17 protein-coding genes are annotated in these 15,685 nt (G+C 69.1%); 10 read left to right on the top strand and 7 right to left on the bottom strand.

Going from position 1 to position 15,685, the window contains the following annotated elements:
- Positions 1 to 77 precede the first annotated feature (77 nt).
- From speB to ACWIDW_RS12405, 5 genes are all read left to right on the top strand, one after another.
- A complete protein-coding gene (speB, locus tag ACWIDW_RS12425) occupies positions 78 to 1,085 on the top strand; it encodes an agmatinase (RefSeq protein WP_454125630.1) in 1,008 nt (335 codons plus the stop codon).
- Positions 1,082 to 1,480, top strand: a complete 399-nt coding sequence (locus ACWIDW_RS12420) for a nuclear transport factor 2 family protein (protein ID WP_454125629.1) — start codon at positions 1,082 to 1,084, stop codon at positions 1,478 to 1,480. Before speB ends, ACWIDW_RS12420 begins: the two co-directional genes overlap by 4 nt.
- Before the next feature lie 53 nt (positions 1,481 to 1,533).
- On the top strand, positions 1,534 to 2,928 hold the full coding sequence (locus ACWIDW_RS12415) for a purine-cytosine permease family protein (protein ID WP_454125628.1): 1,395 nt from the start codon (positions 1,534 to 1,536) through the stop codon (positions 2,926 to 2,928).
- A gap of 4 nt (positions 2,929 to 2,932) precedes the next feature.
- On the top strand, positions 2,933 to 3,574 hold the full coding sequence (locus tag ACWIDW_RS12410; RefSeq protein WP_454125627.1) for a cyclase family protein: 642 nt from the start codon (positions 2,933 to 2,935) through the stop codon (positions 3,572 to 3,574).
- A 77-nt stretch (positions 3,575 to 3,651) separates the two neighbouring features.
- Positions 3,652 to 4,149 carry a gluconokinase gene (locus ACWIDW_RS12405; RefSeq protein WP_454125626.1) on the top strand — a complete coding sequence of 166 codons (498 nt, stop codon included), beginning with the start codon at positions 3,652 to 3,654 and terminating at the stop codon, positions 4,147 to 4,149.
- A gap of 32 nt (positions 4,150 to 4,181) precedes the next feature.
- Here the strand turns inward: ACWIDW_RS12405 and ACWIDW_RS12400 are convergent, their stop codons facing one another.
- The 7 genes from ACWIDW_RS12400 to ACWIDW_RS12370 form a co-directional block, all read right to left on the bottom strand.
- Complete coding sequence (locus ACWIDW_RS12400) at positions 4,182 to 4,574, bottom strand: DUF4186 domain-containing protein (RefSeq protein ID WP_454125625.1); 393 nt, start codon at positions 4,572 to 4,574, stop codon at positions 4,182 to 4,184.
- Positions 4,575 to 4,612: 38 nt separating this feature from the next.
- Positions 4,613 to 4,822 carry a hypothetical protein gene (locus ACWIDW_RS12395; RefSeq protein ID WP_454125624.1) on the bottom strand — a complete coding sequence of 70 codons (210 nt, stop codon included), beginning with the start codon at positions 4,820 to 4,822 and terminating at the stop codon, positions 4,613 to 4,615.
- Between the two features lie 91 nt (positions 4,823 to 4,913).
- On the bottom strand, positions 4,914 to 5,135 hold the full coding sequence (locus ACWIDW_RS12390) for a helix-turn-helix domain-containing protein (RefSeq protein WP_454125623.1): 222 nt from the start codon (positions 5,133 to 5,135) through the stop codon (positions 4,914 to 4,916).
- On the bottom strand, positions 5,136 to 5,621 hold the full coding sequence (locus tag ACWIDW_RS12385; protein ID WP_454125622.1) for a DUF2975 domain-containing protein: 486 nt from the start codon (positions 5,619 to 5,621) through the stop codon (positions 5,136 to 5,138).
- A gap of 205 nt (positions 5,622 to 5,826) precedes the next feature.
- Positions 5,827 to 7,404 (bottom strand): SDR family oxidoreductase, encoded by a 1,578-nt coding sequence (locus tag ACWIDW_RS12380; RefSeq protein ID WP_454125621.1) that lies wholly within the window; start codon positions 7,402 to 7,404, stop codon positions 5,827 to 5,829.
- A 377-nt stretch (positions 7,405 to 7,781) separates the two neighbouring features.
- Positions 7,782 to 9,962: a malate synthase G gene (locus ACWIDW_RS12375; RefSeq protein ID WP_454125620.1), complete on the bottom strand. Its 2,181-nt coding sequence runs from the start codon at positions 9,960 to 9,962 to the stop codon at positions 7,782 to 7,784.
- The gene (locus ACWIDW_RS12370; RefSeq protein WP_454125619.1) at positions 9,959 to 10,390 is read right to left on the bottom strand and encodes a GlcG/HbpS family heme-binding protein; all 432 of its coding nucleotides are present in this window, start codon (positions 10,388 to 10,390) and stop codon (positions 9,959 to 9,961) included. Before ACWIDW_RS12370 ends, ACWIDW_RS12375 begins: the two co-directional genes overlap by 4 nt.
- 184 nt (positions 10,391 to 10,574) lie before the next feature.
- Here ACWIDW_RS12370 and ACWIDW_RS12365 point away from each other — a divergent pair, with 184 nt between their 5' ends.
- From ACWIDW_RS12365 to ACWIDW_RS12345, 5 genes are all read left to right on the top strand, one after another.
- Positions 10,575 to 11,306, top strand: coding sequence for an IclR family transcriptional regulator (locus ACWIDW_RS12365; RefSeq protein WP_454125618.1), 732 nt, complete (start codon positions 10,575 to 10,577; stop codon positions 11,304 to 11,306).
- 75 nt (positions 11,307 to 11,381) lie between these two features.
- Complete coding sequence (locus tag ACWIDW_RS12360) at positions 11,382 to 11,960, top strand: PadR family transcriptional regulator (protein ID WP_454125617.1); 579 nt, start codon at positions 11,382 to 11,384, stop codon at positions 11,958 to 11,960.
- A gap of 23 nt (positions 11,961 to 11,983) precedes the next feature.
- Complete coding sequence (locus tag ACWIDW_RS12355; protein ID WP_454125616.1) at positions 11,984 to 13,627, top strand: ABC1 kinase family protein; 1,644 nt, start codon at positions 11,984 to 11,986, stop codon at positions 13,625 to 13,627.
- Between the two features lie 508 nt (positions 13,628 to 14,135).
- Positions 14,136 to 14,831 (top strand): class I SAM-dependent methyltransferase, encoded by a 696-nt coding sequence (locus tag ACWIDW_RS12350; protein WP_454125705.1) that lies wholly within the window; start codon positions 14,136 to 14,138, stop codon positions 14,829 to 14,831.
- Positions 14,832 to 14,834: 3 nt separating this feature from the next.
- Entirely contained in the window at positions 14,835 to 15,611 is a 777-nt protein-coding gene (locus ACWIDW_RS12345; RefSeq protein ID WP_454125615.1) for a GAF domain-containing protein, read from the top strand.
- The last annotated feature ends 74 nt before the right edge of the window (positions 15,612 to 15,685 follow it).

The following is a 15,685-nucleotide window of genomic DNA, read 5'->3' as shown; positions in this document are numbered from 1 at the left end:
CGTGCTCTTGACGCACGCCGTACGACGCGCGTATGGTCTCTCAAAGGTTGCCTCCAACGTACCAAAGGTTGTCAAATATGCAACACCCAGTTTCCGGTGAGAACGAGCTCACCCCGCGCGGCCCGGTCGACGCCAGCGTCGTGCCGCGGTTCGCCGGCATCGCCACCTTCGCCCGCCTGCCCCGCCTCGACGAGGTCGAGCGCGCCGAGGTCGCCGTCGCCGGCATCCCGTTCGACAGCGGCGTCAGCTACCGCCCCGGCGCCCGTTTCGGTCCTGCGCACGTGCGCGAGGCCTCGCGCCTGCTGCGGCCGTACAACCCCGCGCAGGACGTCTCGCCGTTCGCCGCCCAGCAGGTCGCCGACGCCGGCGACATCGTGGCGAACCCGTTCGACATCTCGGCCGCCGTCGCCGAGATCGAAGCCGGCGCGCGGGCCCTGCGAGCCAAGGCCGACCGCCTCGTCATCATCGGCGGCGACCACACCATCGCGCTGCCGCTGCTGCGCGAGGTCGCCTCGGTGCACGGCCCGGTCGCGGTGCTGCACTTCGACGCGCACCTCGACACGTGGGACACCTACTTCGGCGCGCCGACCACGCACGGCACGCCGTTCCGCCGCGCCTCCGAAGAGGGGCTCATCGACATGACGGCGAGCATGCACGTCGGCATCCGCGGCCCGCTGTACGACAAGAGCGACCTCGAAGACGACGAGCGGCTCGGCTTCGCCGTCATCACGAGCGAGTACCTCGAGACGCACGGCGTGGCATCCGCGATCGAGCGGATGCACGCACGCATCGGCGACAAGCCGCTCTACATCTCGATCGACATCGACGTGCTCGACCCCGCGCACGCCCCCGGCACCGGCACCCCCGAAGCGGGCGGCATGACCAGCCGCGAGCTGCTGCGCATGCTGCGCGCCCTCGCCGGGTTCCGCATCGTCGGCGCCGACGTCGTCGAGGTGGCCCCCGCCTACGACCACGCCCAGCTCACCGCCGTCGCGGCCAGCCACGTCGTGTACGAGCTGCTGAGCGCGATGGCCCCGCGCTCCCCGCAGCCGCCGTCGACCACCACGGAGGAGGCAGGATCATGACCGCCCCCGACACCGCGGCGATCGCCGACGCCGCCGCCGCGATCGTCGACGCGTTCGCCGCGACCGACACCGCGCGGTACTTCGCCGCGTTCGCCCCGGACGCCACGTTCGTCTTCCACACCGAGCCCGCCCGCCTCGACAGCCGCGCCGCCTACGAACACCTGTGGGCCGAGTGGCTCGAGAGCGGCTGGCGGGTGCTCTCGTGCGCATCCAGCGACAGCCGGGTGCAGGTGTTCGACGGGGGCGGCATCTTCACGCACACCGTCGACACCACCGTGCACACCGCTGACGGCGACGAGTCGTATCGCGAGCGCGAGACCATCGTCTTCGCGCTGCAGCACGGCCGGCTCGTCGCCGTGCACGAACATCTTTCGCCGCTCACCGGCACACCCTGACAGATTCCACGCGCCCGCGTGACCACGCGATCGCAAGGCAAAGGAGCTTTACGATGTCTCTCTACACCCGCCTCGAGCAGAGACTGCAGGCGCAGTCCGACGACGCCGGACCCATTCGCGGCACCTACTCCACCGGGCGCCTGCTGATGATCTGGCTGGCCGCGAACCTCGTGGTCACCACCCTGCTGACCGGCACCCTGTTCGTGCCCGACGTGCCGTACGGCGTCGTGCTGCTGCTCATCGTCGGCGGCACCGTAGCGGGCGCTGCCGTGCTCGTCGCGGTCGGCACCATCGGCCGCCGTACCGGCCTGCCCACGATGGCGCTCACCCGCGGACCGTTCGGCACCCGCGGCAGCCTGCTTCCCGTCGCCGCGAACGTCGTCATCCTGATGGGGTGGAGCTGGGTGCAGGCGATGCTCGCCGGCATCGCGCTCGACTACGTCGTGATGACCTTCACCGGCTTCTCGAACCCGGTCGTGTTCGCCGTGCTCTGCCAGACGATCGTCGTGACCCTCGCGATCTTCGGCCATGCCGGCGTCGCCCGCGTCGAGCCGTGGTTCGCCGTGGTCATCCTGGCCATCGCGGCGTACATCTTCGTCACAGCGTTCACGACGTTCAGCCCGGCCGAGTTCACCTCGATCGCCGCTCCGGATGCCCCGTTCTACACCTCCGGCCTCGTTTTCGACGTCGTGCTCGCCACCGCGATCTCGTGGACGGTGCTCTCGGCCGACATCAACCGCCTCGGGCGCAGCAACCGCGCGAGCGTGGTCGGCGCGGGCGTCGGCTACACGCTGTCGACCATCATCTCGATGTCGCTCGGCGCCACCGCGATGGCGTACGTCATCCTGAACGGCGGCGAGGCTGTGCCGTTCGACCCGGTGACCATCATCGAGCCCTTCGGCTGGATCTTCGGCGTCGCGATCTTCCTGTCGGTGATGGCCACCAACACGATGGTCGTCTACGGCATGGTGACCACCGTCGTCAACGCCGTGCCCGGCACGCGCCTGCGCTTCCTGCCCACCGCGCTCGTGGTCGGCATCCTCTCGATCATCGGCGCGACCTTCTTCGGCCTGCTCGATCAGTTCACGACGTTCCTGGTGACCATCGGCGCCCTGTTCGCCCCGATCTTCGCGATCATGATCGTCGACTACTACCTGATCAAGCGCGCCTCGTACGATCACGACATCCTCGGCACGCGTGGCGGACGCTACTGGTACCGCGGCGGCGTCAACTGGCTGGCCGTCGGCGCGTGGGCGGTGGGCGCGACGCTCGCGTACGTGTGGGCGTACGTCTTCCCGCTGCCGTTCGGCTCGACCGCCCCGGCGTTCGTGATCACCTTCGTGCTCTACCTGCTGGTCTCGTGGCCGACGCGGGCAGCCGAGCGCGGCACTCGGGTCGGCAATCTCGCCGACGCCGTCGACGAGCCGGTGCCGGCCGGGAAGGGGTGAGCGGATGCTGCGCGACCTGAGCCACCCCGTCCGCGACGGCATGATGGTGTACCCCGGCGACCCGCACGTGGCGATCAGCCCCGCGCTGACCGTGGAGCGCGACGGCGTGCACGTCGACCGGGTCGACATGGGATCGCACACCGGCACCCACATCGACGCGCCGGCGCACACCGTCGCCGGCGGCCGCACCATGGCCGACGTGCGCCTCGACGAGCTGGTCGGCGATGCGCTCGTGCTGCGGCCGCGCGGCCTGGCGGACCGGCAGTGCTACGGCTGGGACGACCTCGAGGCGGCGGGGGAGATCCCCGCCGCCGTGCCTGCCATCGTCATCATCGACACCGGCTGGGCGCAGTGGTTCGGCGACGACCGCGCCACCCGGCATCCGCATCTGCACCCGGATGCCGCTGCCGAGCTGTGGCGGCGCGGCATGCGCGTGCTCGCCGTCGACACCCTGAGCCCCGACGAGACCGGCGGCGACTCCGCCGAGTTCCCCGTGCACGAGATCGTGCTCGGCGGTGACGGGCTGATCGTCGAGAACATCTGCGGCCTCGCCGACCTCGCCGCGCACGTGCAGGTGGGCTTCTTCCCGTTCAAGCTGCAGGGCGACGGCGCCCCGGTGCGCGCGGTGGCGTTCATCGACGACTGAGTTCGACGCCGCAGTCGATCGGTTGACAGCGTTCGACGACGCCGATTAGGTGGTCTGGTGAACGAGGAGCACGGCTGGTGAATGAGCAGCATCCGCTGATCTGCGTCATGGGCGTCTCGGCCTGTGGCAAGTCGACCGTCGGCGAGCGGCTCGCCCGGCATCTGGGCGTGCCGTTCCTCGACGGCGACTCGCTGCATCCCACCGAGAACACCGCGAGGATGACCGCCGGCGTGCCGCTCACCGACGATGACCGCTGGCCCTGGCTGGACGCCATCGGCCGGCGCTTCGCGGACGCCGCCGACAGCGGTCTCGTCGTCGCCTGCAGTGCGCTGCGCAGGGCGTACCGAGACCGGCTGCGGGCGGCGGCTCCGGGCATCCGCTTCGTGCATCTCGACGGACCCGACGCGCTGCTCGCCGAGCGGGCCGCGGCGCGCTCGCACGAGTTCATGCCCGCGTCGCTGCTGGCGTCGCAGCTCGCGACGCTCGAGCGACTGGGGGCCGACGAGGACGGCGTCGTCGTCTCGATCGACGCGTCTCCCGACGACATCGTCGCGGAGGTCATCGACCGGCTGTGACCTTCGCAGGCTCGCCGGGGCGGCGGCTCACGTCACGGCGGGGGCGTCTTCGGCAGGTACTGCCAGGCGATCCACCGGCAGATCGCCTCGACGACGTACTCGCGCTCGCCGTCGGTGAGCGCGTGCCCCTTCGCGATGCCGTGCCAGCGCGAGAGGCAGGTGCGGCAGCAGGTGGCGGTCGCGTGCTGCGCGACGAAGACCGGATGCCCGCGGTACGGCGTCTGCTTCCCGTCGTTGCGCGGCTCGGCAGGGGCGAGTCGCTGATCGACGAACTCTCGGGCGTGACGTCGGATGGTCTCGATGCCGCGCAGGTCGACGATCGCGCGGTCGCGCCCGCGCAGCTGGAAGCGTGCGCGGAACGGATGCCGGCCGATGCGGCGCAGCCGGTCGTCGAGGTCGTCGAGGTCGTCGGTCCTGTCGGTCATCATGCTCATTGTGGCGAGGGGTGCCGACATCGGGTCGATCAGTCGATGTTCGTGTACTTCTCGCCGAAGTCCTGCTGCTCTGCCGCCATGCGGTCACGCATCTTCTCGTCGTGGGTCGGCTCGCGGTCGTCGGGTCGATCTGCGTCGGCCGCGTCGGATGCCTGGCGCGAATCGTCATCCTTGCTCAGGTCGGGGTCGGTGCCCTCGGCCTTCATCGGGTCGGTGGGAAAAGGCGTGGGGTCGGACATCGTGGCTCCCGTCTGTCGGTGGGGGGTACAGCCTGTCACCCGGGGATGGGTCGCGGATGCCCGTTGACAAACCTCGCGTCCGATGCGGCGGTCAGCGGTGGGAACCCTCATCGGGTTCCCAGCGCAGCAGGTCGCCGGGTTGGCACTCGAGCGCCTGGCACAGGGCATCCAGCGTGGTGAAGCGCACAGCCTTCGCGCGACCGTTCTTGAGCACCGCGAGGTTGGTCGGCGTGATGCCGATGCGCTCGGCGAGCTCGCCGACGCCCATCTTGCGCCGGGCGAGCATCACGTCGATGTCGACGACGACGGGCACTCAGATCACCTCGCCCAGTTCGTCGCGCAGGGTGCGCGCCTCGTCTTCGCGCTCGATCGCCTGGCGCAGCAGGGCCTTCATCACGACGACCAGCAGCGCGAATCCGGCGAGCACCAGCCCCGCACCGCCGATCAGGCCGACCGCTCCGGGCGCCACCTCTCCCGGAGCCAGCAGCGCAGCCAGGGCGAACGCGAGTGCCGCTGCCGTCGTGATCGCGCCGATGATCACATCGACGGGCCGGAACGACGATGCCCGGAAGATCGAGCCGCGACGCACGCGCGTGAGCAGCATCCAGACGCAGACCGCGAAGACCTGCATCGTCAGGATGCCGAGTGCCGCGATGCTCACGAGCGTGATGCGCCCCCAGAGAGCCTCGCCTTCGAGGTCACGCCAGACCGCCGGGAGGATCATCACCTGCACGACAACCGAGCCCGCGAGCGCGAGCGCGATCACGACCTTCAGCAGGAGGATTGTTCCGTGTCGCATGGGTCGCCTCTCGTTGATTGACGATGAGAATCTATCGTTAATCGTTCGATGGCGCCAGGAGTGTGTGTTGTGGTGGGTGGCGTTTCGGGGCGGGCCGTCACCGAGGTAGGCGAACACGCGGAGGACGGAGCAATCCCGGTGAAAATCTCCTGTGCTCGTGTGTTCGCCTACGCTCACGCCGCACTGAGGTCGCCGGCGTCGGGGCTCAGTCGACGGGAACTGCGCTGCCGCGCTCGGCCGCGGCGGTGATGCGCGCGGCCATGCCGGTGAAGATGAAGCCGTGGAACGGCAGCACCGCAAGCCAGTACAACCGGCCGAGCAGGCCCCGCGGGAAGAAGACGGCGCGCTGCTCGTAACGGGTGCCGTCGGCATCCGGAACTGCCCGCAGCTCCAGCCAGGCCGAACCCGGCACGATCATCTCGGCCCGCAGCCGCAGCAGACCTCCCCGAGAGCCGTCACCCGACTCGAGCACGAGCGGCTCCTCCACGGCCTCGACGCGCCAGAAGTCGACGGCGTCGCCCGGGCGCACGGTCGAGCGGCTGCGCCGCCCCCGGCGCAGCCCGACTCCGCCCATCACGCGATCCATGACCCCGCGCACCGCCCAGAGGAACCGCGACGAGTACCAGCCGTTCTCGCCGCCGATGCCGGTGATCACCCGCCACACCTCCGTCACCGGCGCGGTCGTGTGCACCGACCTGTTGTCGGTGAACACCGTGCGTCCGGCCCAATCCGGGTCGCTCGGCAGCGGGTCGCTCGGCGCCCCCGAGACCTCGGCATCCTGCCAGCTGGTCTCGACGCCGTCAGCATCCACCCGGCCCAGAGCCATCGCCACCGCCCGCCGATACGGCGTGAGGCCACCCTCGGGCCGGGGGATCAGCTCGTCGATCATGTGGTTCTTCATCACGCACTCGTTCTGCAGCGACTCGACCAGCGGCCGCGCGATCGCGCGTGGGACCGGCGTGACGAGGTTGACCCAGTGCGAGGCCAGTCGCGGAGTCAGCACGGGCAGCGACGCGATCGCGCGCTGCCGCAGCCCCGCCTCGAGGGCGTATCCGTTCATCATCTGGCCGTACCGCAGCACGTCGGGACCGCCGACGTCGACCGCGGTGTTCACCGGCGCGTCGACGCGCGCCGCGCCCAGCAGGTAGTGCAGCACGTCACGGATCGCGATCGGCTGAATGTGGTTGCGCACCCACTTCGGCGCGGGCATGTAGGGCAGCACGTCGGTCAGGTGCCGGATCATCTCGAACGACGCCGAACCAGAGCCGATCACGACACCGGCCTGCAGCACCAGCGTCGGCACGCCGGACTCGAGGAAGATCTCGCCCACCCGCACCCGCGAGCGCAAGTGCGGCGAAAGCTCGGCATCGTCCGGATGCAGCCCGCCGAGGTACACGATCCGGCTCGCGCCGGCCGCGGCCGCGGCATCCGCCACCGACTCGGCGGCCGCCGTGTCCTTCTCTTCGAAGTCCTTGCCGCCGGTCATCGAGTGCACGAGGTAGTAGACGACGTCGACATCGCGCATGGCTGCGGCCACGGTGTCGCGATCCTGCGCCTCGCCCTCGACGATCTCGACGTCGCGTCCCCACGAGAACGACTGCGCCCGCGCCGCATCGCGGGCCAGCACACGCACCCGGTATCCGGCGTTGAGCAGCCGCGGGGTGAGCCGCCCGCCGATGTATCCGGTCGCGCCGAACACCAGCACCCGGGGTGCCGAGCCGTCGTCACGGGGAATGGCGCGCAGCGCCGGTTCGCGCCCGGTCGGGGCGGTGAGCTCGCTCATGAGACGAGAGTACGACTCGCGGGCGCGCGACGACAGAAGGGTTGACGCGGGCGGCCGCGTCTGGCATCCGGGGTCGCTCGGCCGCCGGCCCCGCCGGGGTAGGCGAACAAGTCGAGGTAGGAGCAATTCGGGCCTGAATCACCGACGCTGGTGTGTTCGCCTACCTCGGTGAGGAGGGCATCAGGTCTGGCCACTCACCGGGCATCCGGCTGTCCGAGAGCCGACCCGCATGCAGGCAGCCGACCCGCGCGCAGGCAGCCGACCTGCCCGCAGCCAACCGACGCTGCCGACGTAGGCGAACAGGTCGAGGTAGGAGCAATCCGGGCCGGATTCACCGACCTGCGTGTGTTCGCCTACCTCGGCGCGGCGAAACCGGCTCAGGCCGACGCCTGCTCGGCCTTCTTCTCGCGGCGCAGGCCGTGCAGCAGCGGCTCGGTGTATCCGCTGGGCTGGGCGGCGCCCTCGACGATCAGGCGACGTGCGGCGGTGAACGCGATGCCCGGCTGGTCGCCCTCGGCGTACGAGAGCTTCTCGTAGTTCGGATCGCCCGCGTTCTGCTCGTCGACCACGACGGCCAGGCGGCGCAGGCTGTCGTCGATCTGCGCTTCGGTGATCACGCCGTGCGTCAGCCAGTTCGCGAGCAGCTGGCTCGAGATGCGCAGGGTCGCGCGGTCTTCCATGAGGCCCACGTCGTGGATGTCAGGCACCTTCGAGACGCCGATGCCCTGGTCGATCCAGCGCACCACGTACCCGAGGATCGACTGCACGTTGTTGTCGATCTCCTGCGCCACGACCTCGGGCGTCAGGTCGCCGTCGGCGGCGAGCGGCGGAGTCAGCAGCGCATCCAGCGCGTCGTCTCCGGTGGGGGTGAGGGTCTCGCGCACCGCCATCGCGTCGACCTGGTGGTAGTGCAGGGCGTGCAGGGTGCCGGCGGTCGGGGAGGGCACCCAGGCGGTGGATGCCCCCGACTGCGGGTGCGCGATCTTCTTCTCGAGCATCGCGTGCATGAGGTCGGGCTCGGCCCACATGCCCTTGCCGATCTGCGCGTGCCCGTCGAGCCCGCACTGCAGGCCGATCGAGACGTTGCGGTCTTCGTACGCCGTCATGAACGGCTGCTGCTTGATCAGCGCCTTCGGCAGGAACGGCCCGGCATGCATCGAGGTGTGGATCTCGTCGCCGGTGCGGTCGAGGAATCCCGTGTTGATGAAGGCGACGCGGTCGGATGCCGCGGCGATGCACGCCATGAGGTTCGCCGAGGTGCGACGCTCCTCGTCCATGATGCCGATCTTCATCGTGCGCGCAGGCAAGCCCAGCAGCTGCTCGACACGACCGAACAGCTCGACGGCGAAGGCGACCTCTTCGGGGCCGTGCATCTTCGGCTTGACGATGTACATCGAGCCGGTGCGCGAGTTGGTGCCCTTGTTCGCGCCCTCGAGTTCGGGCAGCGATCCCAGGGCGGTCATGATGGCGTCGAGGATGCCCTCGAACACCTCCTCGCCGTCGCGGTCGAGCACGGCGGGCGTGCGCATCAGGTGCCCGACGTTGCGGACGAACAGCACCGCGCGACCGGGCAGGGTGAGCTCGCCCGCGCCGTCGGGGGTGCGGTAGGTGCGGTCGGCGTCGGGCACGCGGGTGAAGGTGCGGCCGTTCTTGGTGACCGGCTCACTGATCGAGCCGTCCATGAATCCGCGCCAGTTGCGGTAGCCGAGCGCCTTGTCCTCGCCGTCGACCGCTGCGACCGAGTCCTCGAGGTCGAGGATCGTCGTGATGGCGGATTCGAGGATGATGTCCTGCACGCCGGCGGCATCCGTCGAGCCGATGCGACCGGCGCGGTCGATGACGATCTCGACGTGCAGGCCGTGGTGCACGAGCAGCACGGCGGCAGGGGCATCCGCCTCGCCGGTGTGCCCGACGAATCCGGCGCCGTCGGCCAGGCGACGGTCGCCGCCGGCGGTGCGCACGATCAGGCCGCCCGCGTCGACGGCGTATCCGGTCGCGTCGCGGTGCGAGCCGTCGGCGAGCGGCGCGATCTGGTCGAGCAGCTCGCGGCCACACTCGACCACGGCGGCGGCGCGAGTGAGGTTGAACTCGGCGCCCGGCGCCAGCTCGCCGGTCTGGTCGATCGCGTCGGTGCCGTACAGCGCGTCGTAGAGCGATCCCCACCGGGCGTTGGCGGCGTTGATCGCGAAGCGGGCGTTCAGCAGCGGCACGACCAGCTGAGGGCCCGCCATCGAGGCGATCTCGGGGTCGACGTTCTCGGTGGTGACGGCGACCTCGTCGGGAGAAGGCACCAAGTAGCCGATGTCGGTGAGCAGCGAGCGATAGGCGTCTTTCTCGGGCAGGCCGGGGTTCGCGCGGTGGAACTCGTCGATCTTCCGCTGCAGCTCGTCGCGCTTCGCCAGCAGCCCGGCATTGCGAGGGCTGAGATCGTGGATGATCGCACTGACGCCCGACCAGAACTCGTCGACATCGCGCCCGCTCTCGGCGAGCGCCGCCTCGGCGAACTCGACGATGGGGGCGGCGACCGAGAGATCGGCGCGGCGGAGGTGCGAGGTCATAGGTCCATTCCTTCTGTTCGAGCGCCGATCCGGCGCAGGGTCTCCAGGGCGATCTCCGCGTCCTGCGCGGGGGTGCCGCCGGCGACCCCGAGGCCGCCGGCGTGCTCGTCGCCGAAGTAGATGGGCAGGCCGCCGTCGATCGTCGTGAGCAGGCCGCCCGAGCCGAGAGGCAGGGCGACGGCGAACGCGTCGGGGATGAGGGCGGTGCGGCGGCGGGTGGATGCCGCGGTCGCGGCCTTGCGGCGACTGGTCTCGACGCTGTGCGGCGTCGCGCCGTCGGCCATGCCGAAGGCGATCACGGTCATCGTCGGGTCGGCGACCGACACGACCGGGCGGACGCCCCGCTCGGCGCCGATCTGCATCGCGAGGTCGACCGCCTGTGCGGCCGTGGCGTAGGTGACGGCGATGATCCGGCGCGTGCTCGTCATGTCGCTCCCCTCTGAAGTGCAGTTCCAGGTTAGGGACTGGGGGTGAGTTTCGGAGCCGTGATTCCATATGATGGAACTCATGGCGGGAACAGCTGACACCCCAGATCGACGCACTCCGGCGGCCGCCGCCGCACCGGCAGGTGCTGCACCGGCCGGGACTGCACCAGCCGGCACTGTGCAGTCAGTGGCGCGCGCCTTCTCTCTGCTCGAGGCGCTGTCGGCATCCGGGGGTGAGGCGTCATTGGCATCCATCGCCGCCCGAACCGGACTCGCGGTGCCGACCGCGCACCGCCTGCTCGGCACGCTGCACCACCTCGGCTACGTGCGCCAGCTCGAAGACCGCCGCTACGCGCTCGGCGCGAGCCTGATCTCGCTCGGCAGGCACGCCGTGCCGCCGCTCGCCGACGCCGCCCAGCCGTTGCTGCGCCGCCTCGAGGACAGGTTCCACGAAACCGCGAACTTCGCCGTGCTCGACGGCGACCTCGTTCTCTACGCCGGCCAGGTCGCATCGCGCCAGCGCATGCGCATGTTCACCGAGATCGGCCGGCGCGTGCTGCCGCACTCGACCGGCGTCGGCAAGGCGATGCTCTCGACCATGCCCGAACGGCAGGTGCGTGCGCTGATCGCCCGCACCGGCCTGCCGCGCTTCACGCCGCAGACGATCACCGACGAAGAGACGTTCATCACCGACCTGCGCCGCGCGCGCGGGCGCGGGTTCGCGGCCGACGACAGCGAGCAGGAGGTCGGCGTGCGATGCATCGCCGTCTCGGTGCCGGGGCTCGGGCAGCCGGCCGCCGTGTCGGTGTCGGGGCCGGCGGCGCGGATCACCGACGCCACGGTGGTCGAGGTCGTGCGCGCGCTGCGCGAAGCGGCCGACGAGCTGACCGAGCTCGCCGCCGAGCACGCCGGGGGCTGACCGCGCCTGAACACCCCTTGCCGAACGACACTCAACGACATATCGTTAAGCATCGTTCAGCAACAGGAGGTCATCATGAACGGATCGTTCCCCTCCAGTGGGTTCAACTTCGGCTCGAGCAACGGTGCGGGCAATCCGCTCGCCGGCGTGTGGGAGGCCGTCGAGCAGCTGCGCAGCGGCTTCGAGCAGCGCACCGGCGGCTCGCGCATGGCGCGCGGTGACGTGCGCGCGGCGGTCATCTCGCTGCTCGCCGAGCGGCCGATGCACGGCTACCAGATCATCAGCGAGATCAGCGAGCGCTCGGGCGGGGCGTGGAAGCCCAGCGCCGGCTCGGTCTACCCGACCCTGCAGCTGCTCGCCGACGAGGGTCTCATCACGGCCGACGAGCAGGGCGGACGCAAGACCTATTCGCTCACCGACGCCGGCGTCGCCGAGTCGGAGACGCTCGCCGCCAAACCGGCCCCCTGGGAGGGCGCCGGGCAGCGCGGCGGCAGCGCGTCGGGCCCGCTCGGCGGCCTGCCGAAGGCGGGCATGGAGCTCGCCAGTGCGGCCGCGCAGCTCGGCCGCACCGGCACCCCCGAGCAGGTGAAGGAGGGCGTCGAGATCCTCGAAGACGCCCGGCGTAGGCTGTACGCGATCCTCGCCGAGGGGTGATTCCGCCAGAAGGGAGTTCGGCAGTGCACCGGGCTCGCTATCGCCGCATCCTGCGCTTCGCCGCTCGGGCGTTCGCGCAGATCTGGTGGTTCGAGCTCGTGCTGCCGCGCTTCGGGCTCGGTCGCGTCGCCGATCGCACGCGGGATGCCCGGATGCTGCGGCTGGCCCGGCGCTTCCGCGCGCTCGCCGTCGAGCTCGGCGGTCTGATGATCAAGGTCGGGCAGTTCATGTCGTCGCGCCTCGACGTGCTGCCGCCCGAGATCACCGCCGAGCTCGCCGACCTGCAGGACGAGGTTCCCGCCGAGCGGTTCGACGACATCCGTGCCGCTGCGGAGGCAGAGCTCGGGATGCCGCTCGCGCAGGCGTTCGCGTCGTTCGACCCGGTACCTGTCGCGGCGGCATCCCTCGGTCAAGCGCATCGCGCCACCCTCGCGGCCGCGGACGCGGCCGACACCGGTCTCGACCGGGTGATCGTGAAGGTGCAGCGGCCGGGGATCGACGAGATCGTCGCGGTCGATCTCGCGGCCCTGCGCCGGGTGTCGCGCTGGGCGTCGCGCGTGCGTGCGGTGTCGTCGCGCGTCGACGCTCCGGCGCTCGTCGAGGAGTTCGCGGCGACCTGCCACGAGGAGATCGACTACCTGCACGAGGCGGCCAGCGCCGAGCGCTTCGCTTCGGATTTCGCTGATGATGCGCGGGTGGGGGCACCGGCGGTGGTGTGGGAGCGGTCGACGCGAAAGGTGCTCACACTCGAAGACGTCACCGCGATCAAGATCAGCGACACGGTCGCGCTGCGCGAGGCCGGCATCGACCCCGCCGATGTCGCGCACGTGTTCGCGCAGGTGATGCTCGACCAGGTGTTCACGCACTCGTTCGTGCACGCCGACCCCCACCCCGGCAACGTCTTCGTGACGCCCCTCGACGGCGACGACTGGCGCCTCACCTTCATCGACTTCGGGATGATGGCGGAGGTGCCCGACGGCATCCGGGCGGGCCTGCGCACCCTCGTCATCGCCGTCGCCTCCCGCGACAGCCACGGCATGATCGTCGCCGCGCAGCAGATCGGCGTGCTGCTGCCCTCGACGAACACCGTCGAGCTCGAGCGCGCCCTCTCGGTGCTCTTCGCACGCTTCGGCGGCATGGGCTTCAACGAGCTGCGCGATGTCGACCCGCGCGAGCTGCAGCGATTCGGCATGGAGTTCGGCGAGACGGTGCGCTCGCTGCCCGTCCAGTTCCCTGAGAAGCTGCTGCTGCTTCTGCGCGCCGTGTCGCTCACGTCGGGCATGTGCAGCGCGCTCGATCCGGCGTTCAACATCTGGGAGCCGGTCGAGCCGTACGCCACCAAGCTGCTGCGGGACGAGGGCGGCGGGATGCTGCGCGACCTCGGGGCGCAGAGCATGACGAACATGTCGACGCTCTGGCGGCTGCCCGCCCGCGTCGATGCGGTGCTGAACAAGCTCGACTCCGGGTCGCTGACCTTTGACATCTCGAGTCTCGAGCTGCGCCTCGACCGGATCATCCGGGTCGCGTATCGCGCGGTGTCGGGCGTGCTGTTCGGCGGGATGCTGATCGGCGGCGTGCTGCTGCTGGAGCCCGCGTCGGGGTGGGGCGTCGCGCTGATGTGCGCGTCGGTCGTGCCACTGCTGCACGCCGTTTTCGGGAAGCGGTGACGTCTCAGGTCCGAGCGGTCTGTCGTCATCGCTCTCTAGGCCTCGTACTCCCTTCTTGGTGCTCGGCGCTCGCCACCGAACGGACCGCGATCGACGTACCGAGACGCACTGCCGATACGCGCCGGTCGCCGTCTATCTAGTCAGGGGGAGTGTGTGCTTCTCGACTCCTCAGCGATGGCAGGAGGCATCATGGTGTGAATGGGCACGCTGATCGACCAGTAGGTGGGCGATCGGAGAATTGAGTAGCGGTGCTTGAACCCGTCAGACGCTGACGATGGACGTGGACGAGTAGCAATCATTCGTGGTTCACCCTCAGGAACATCCCAGCCGCGCGATAAAGGCAGCATCTTGTTCGATGATGGCACCTTCACACTCACCCCGCCGCTTGATAGGGCTCGAGCCCTAAAGCTGGCTAATTCCTGACCGGGCGGCAGTACCTCGCATCGTGGTTTGCGCCTCGTCGCAGGTCCCAGACGAGGCGCGGCTGGGCCATACTGGGCAGGTGCTCATGACCCCCTACGATGCTCTCGCCAACGAGTACTACGACGACGATCACAAGACCTGTCGTAATTTTGACGCGACGACGCTCACAGCGCTTGCTCACCTTCGATCCAAGCTTCCAGCAGGGAAGGTGTTGGAGGTCGGAGCTGGTCGTGGACGCGCCAATGAGTTCCTGAGGATCGAGCCCGGGCGTGTTGTCCAGCTTGACAACTCTGCAGCAATGCTCAACCTCGAACCGCGGGAAGCCTCGTTCCTTCGAGTGCTGAGCGATGCTGAAAGCTTGCCATTCCCAGACGACGAGTTCGATCTGGTTCTCGGCTTTCTTTGTGATCCGTTCCTCGGCCTCAACTTCCTTAGTGAGGCTCGACGGGTTCTCAAACCTGGAGGTCTGCTGGTTGCAACCACCCCAAGCGAAACTTGGGGGAAGGCCCTTCGAGGCGGCCTCGGGGTCGATGACATGGAAACGCGATTCGTCCTGCGGGATGGGAGTACCGTGAAGGTGCCGTCGGCGCTATACCCGCCCATGCAGCTAAGGTCGATGCTTGAAGCGGCGGGATTCAAGCGAAAGAGCATTAGAATCAGTTCTCACTGCCTCCCGGCGGACACCGAATCGGTTTCGGGTGACGTTATTGCCCCGGCAATGCGACTCGGAGTTTCGGAGCACAAGCTCCCCCTACTGGATTTATTCGAAGCTCGGGTCTGAACTATGAAGTCCCTCCTGCGGGGAATACCCACACGTCAGCGCTATCGGGTCTTCGCCCGTCTGGGATCAATCCTCGCCGCCGCAATCGCGGCGTACGCATTCTCGTTCCTCATCCAGGAGCGCAGCTATCTATGGGCATTAATTCCGGCGATCGTGCTTGCTATCGCAAGCATCGCCGAGTTCGTGGTCACAGATCTCCTCCTGGACAAGCGCTTCCCGCCCGAAAGTGCTGCTCTACTCGAGCGACTGGGGCAGAAGCTGATCGCAACGACCATCCACGACGAGATTGTGTCCGCTTTGAACTCTTGCGTCAGTGGGTTTCGCGGCTGCGACCCGTCGAAGATCAGCTCGACATTGCATCTGCGTGTCGACGTGCTTTCTGACACCGATTCAGAGGCAGTTCCGTCCCTTATTCAGGTTGCTAGGTATACGCGGCCTTCCCTCGGTGGGCCTCGGTGGCGAATCCTTAGTCCGGCGGTAGGACTGGTGGGAAGGTGCCTTCGATTAGACGATCTGGTATGGGTCAACTTCCGGGACCGGTCTGAGTACGACTACCGGATGGTGGCTGAGTTCGGTTTCGCGCCGGAGGATGTGCAGCGCCACACGACGAGTGCTCGCTCCTACCTCGCATCGCCTCTTCGCGACGGCGGACGACTCGTGGGGGTGCTCTACTTCTTCTCTACGGAGCCGCAAGTTTTTCCCCTAGCTGCGGATGAGCGCCGACTTGCGCGTGCCGGAGAGGAACTGCTCCGCCTCCTGCGCGTTGCGGAGATTCTCTAACGAGTAGGGATCGCCGGAGGGCGAGCTCGTGAACACCGGGCGACCGGCATTCGCGCACCAACCGATGTTCGTTG

This window comes from Microbacterium sp. NPDC055312 (assembly GCF_053645675.1).
The sequence above is the reverse complement of the archived record's forward strand: the minus strand, read 5'-3'. Positions and strand labels throughout refer to the sequence as shown.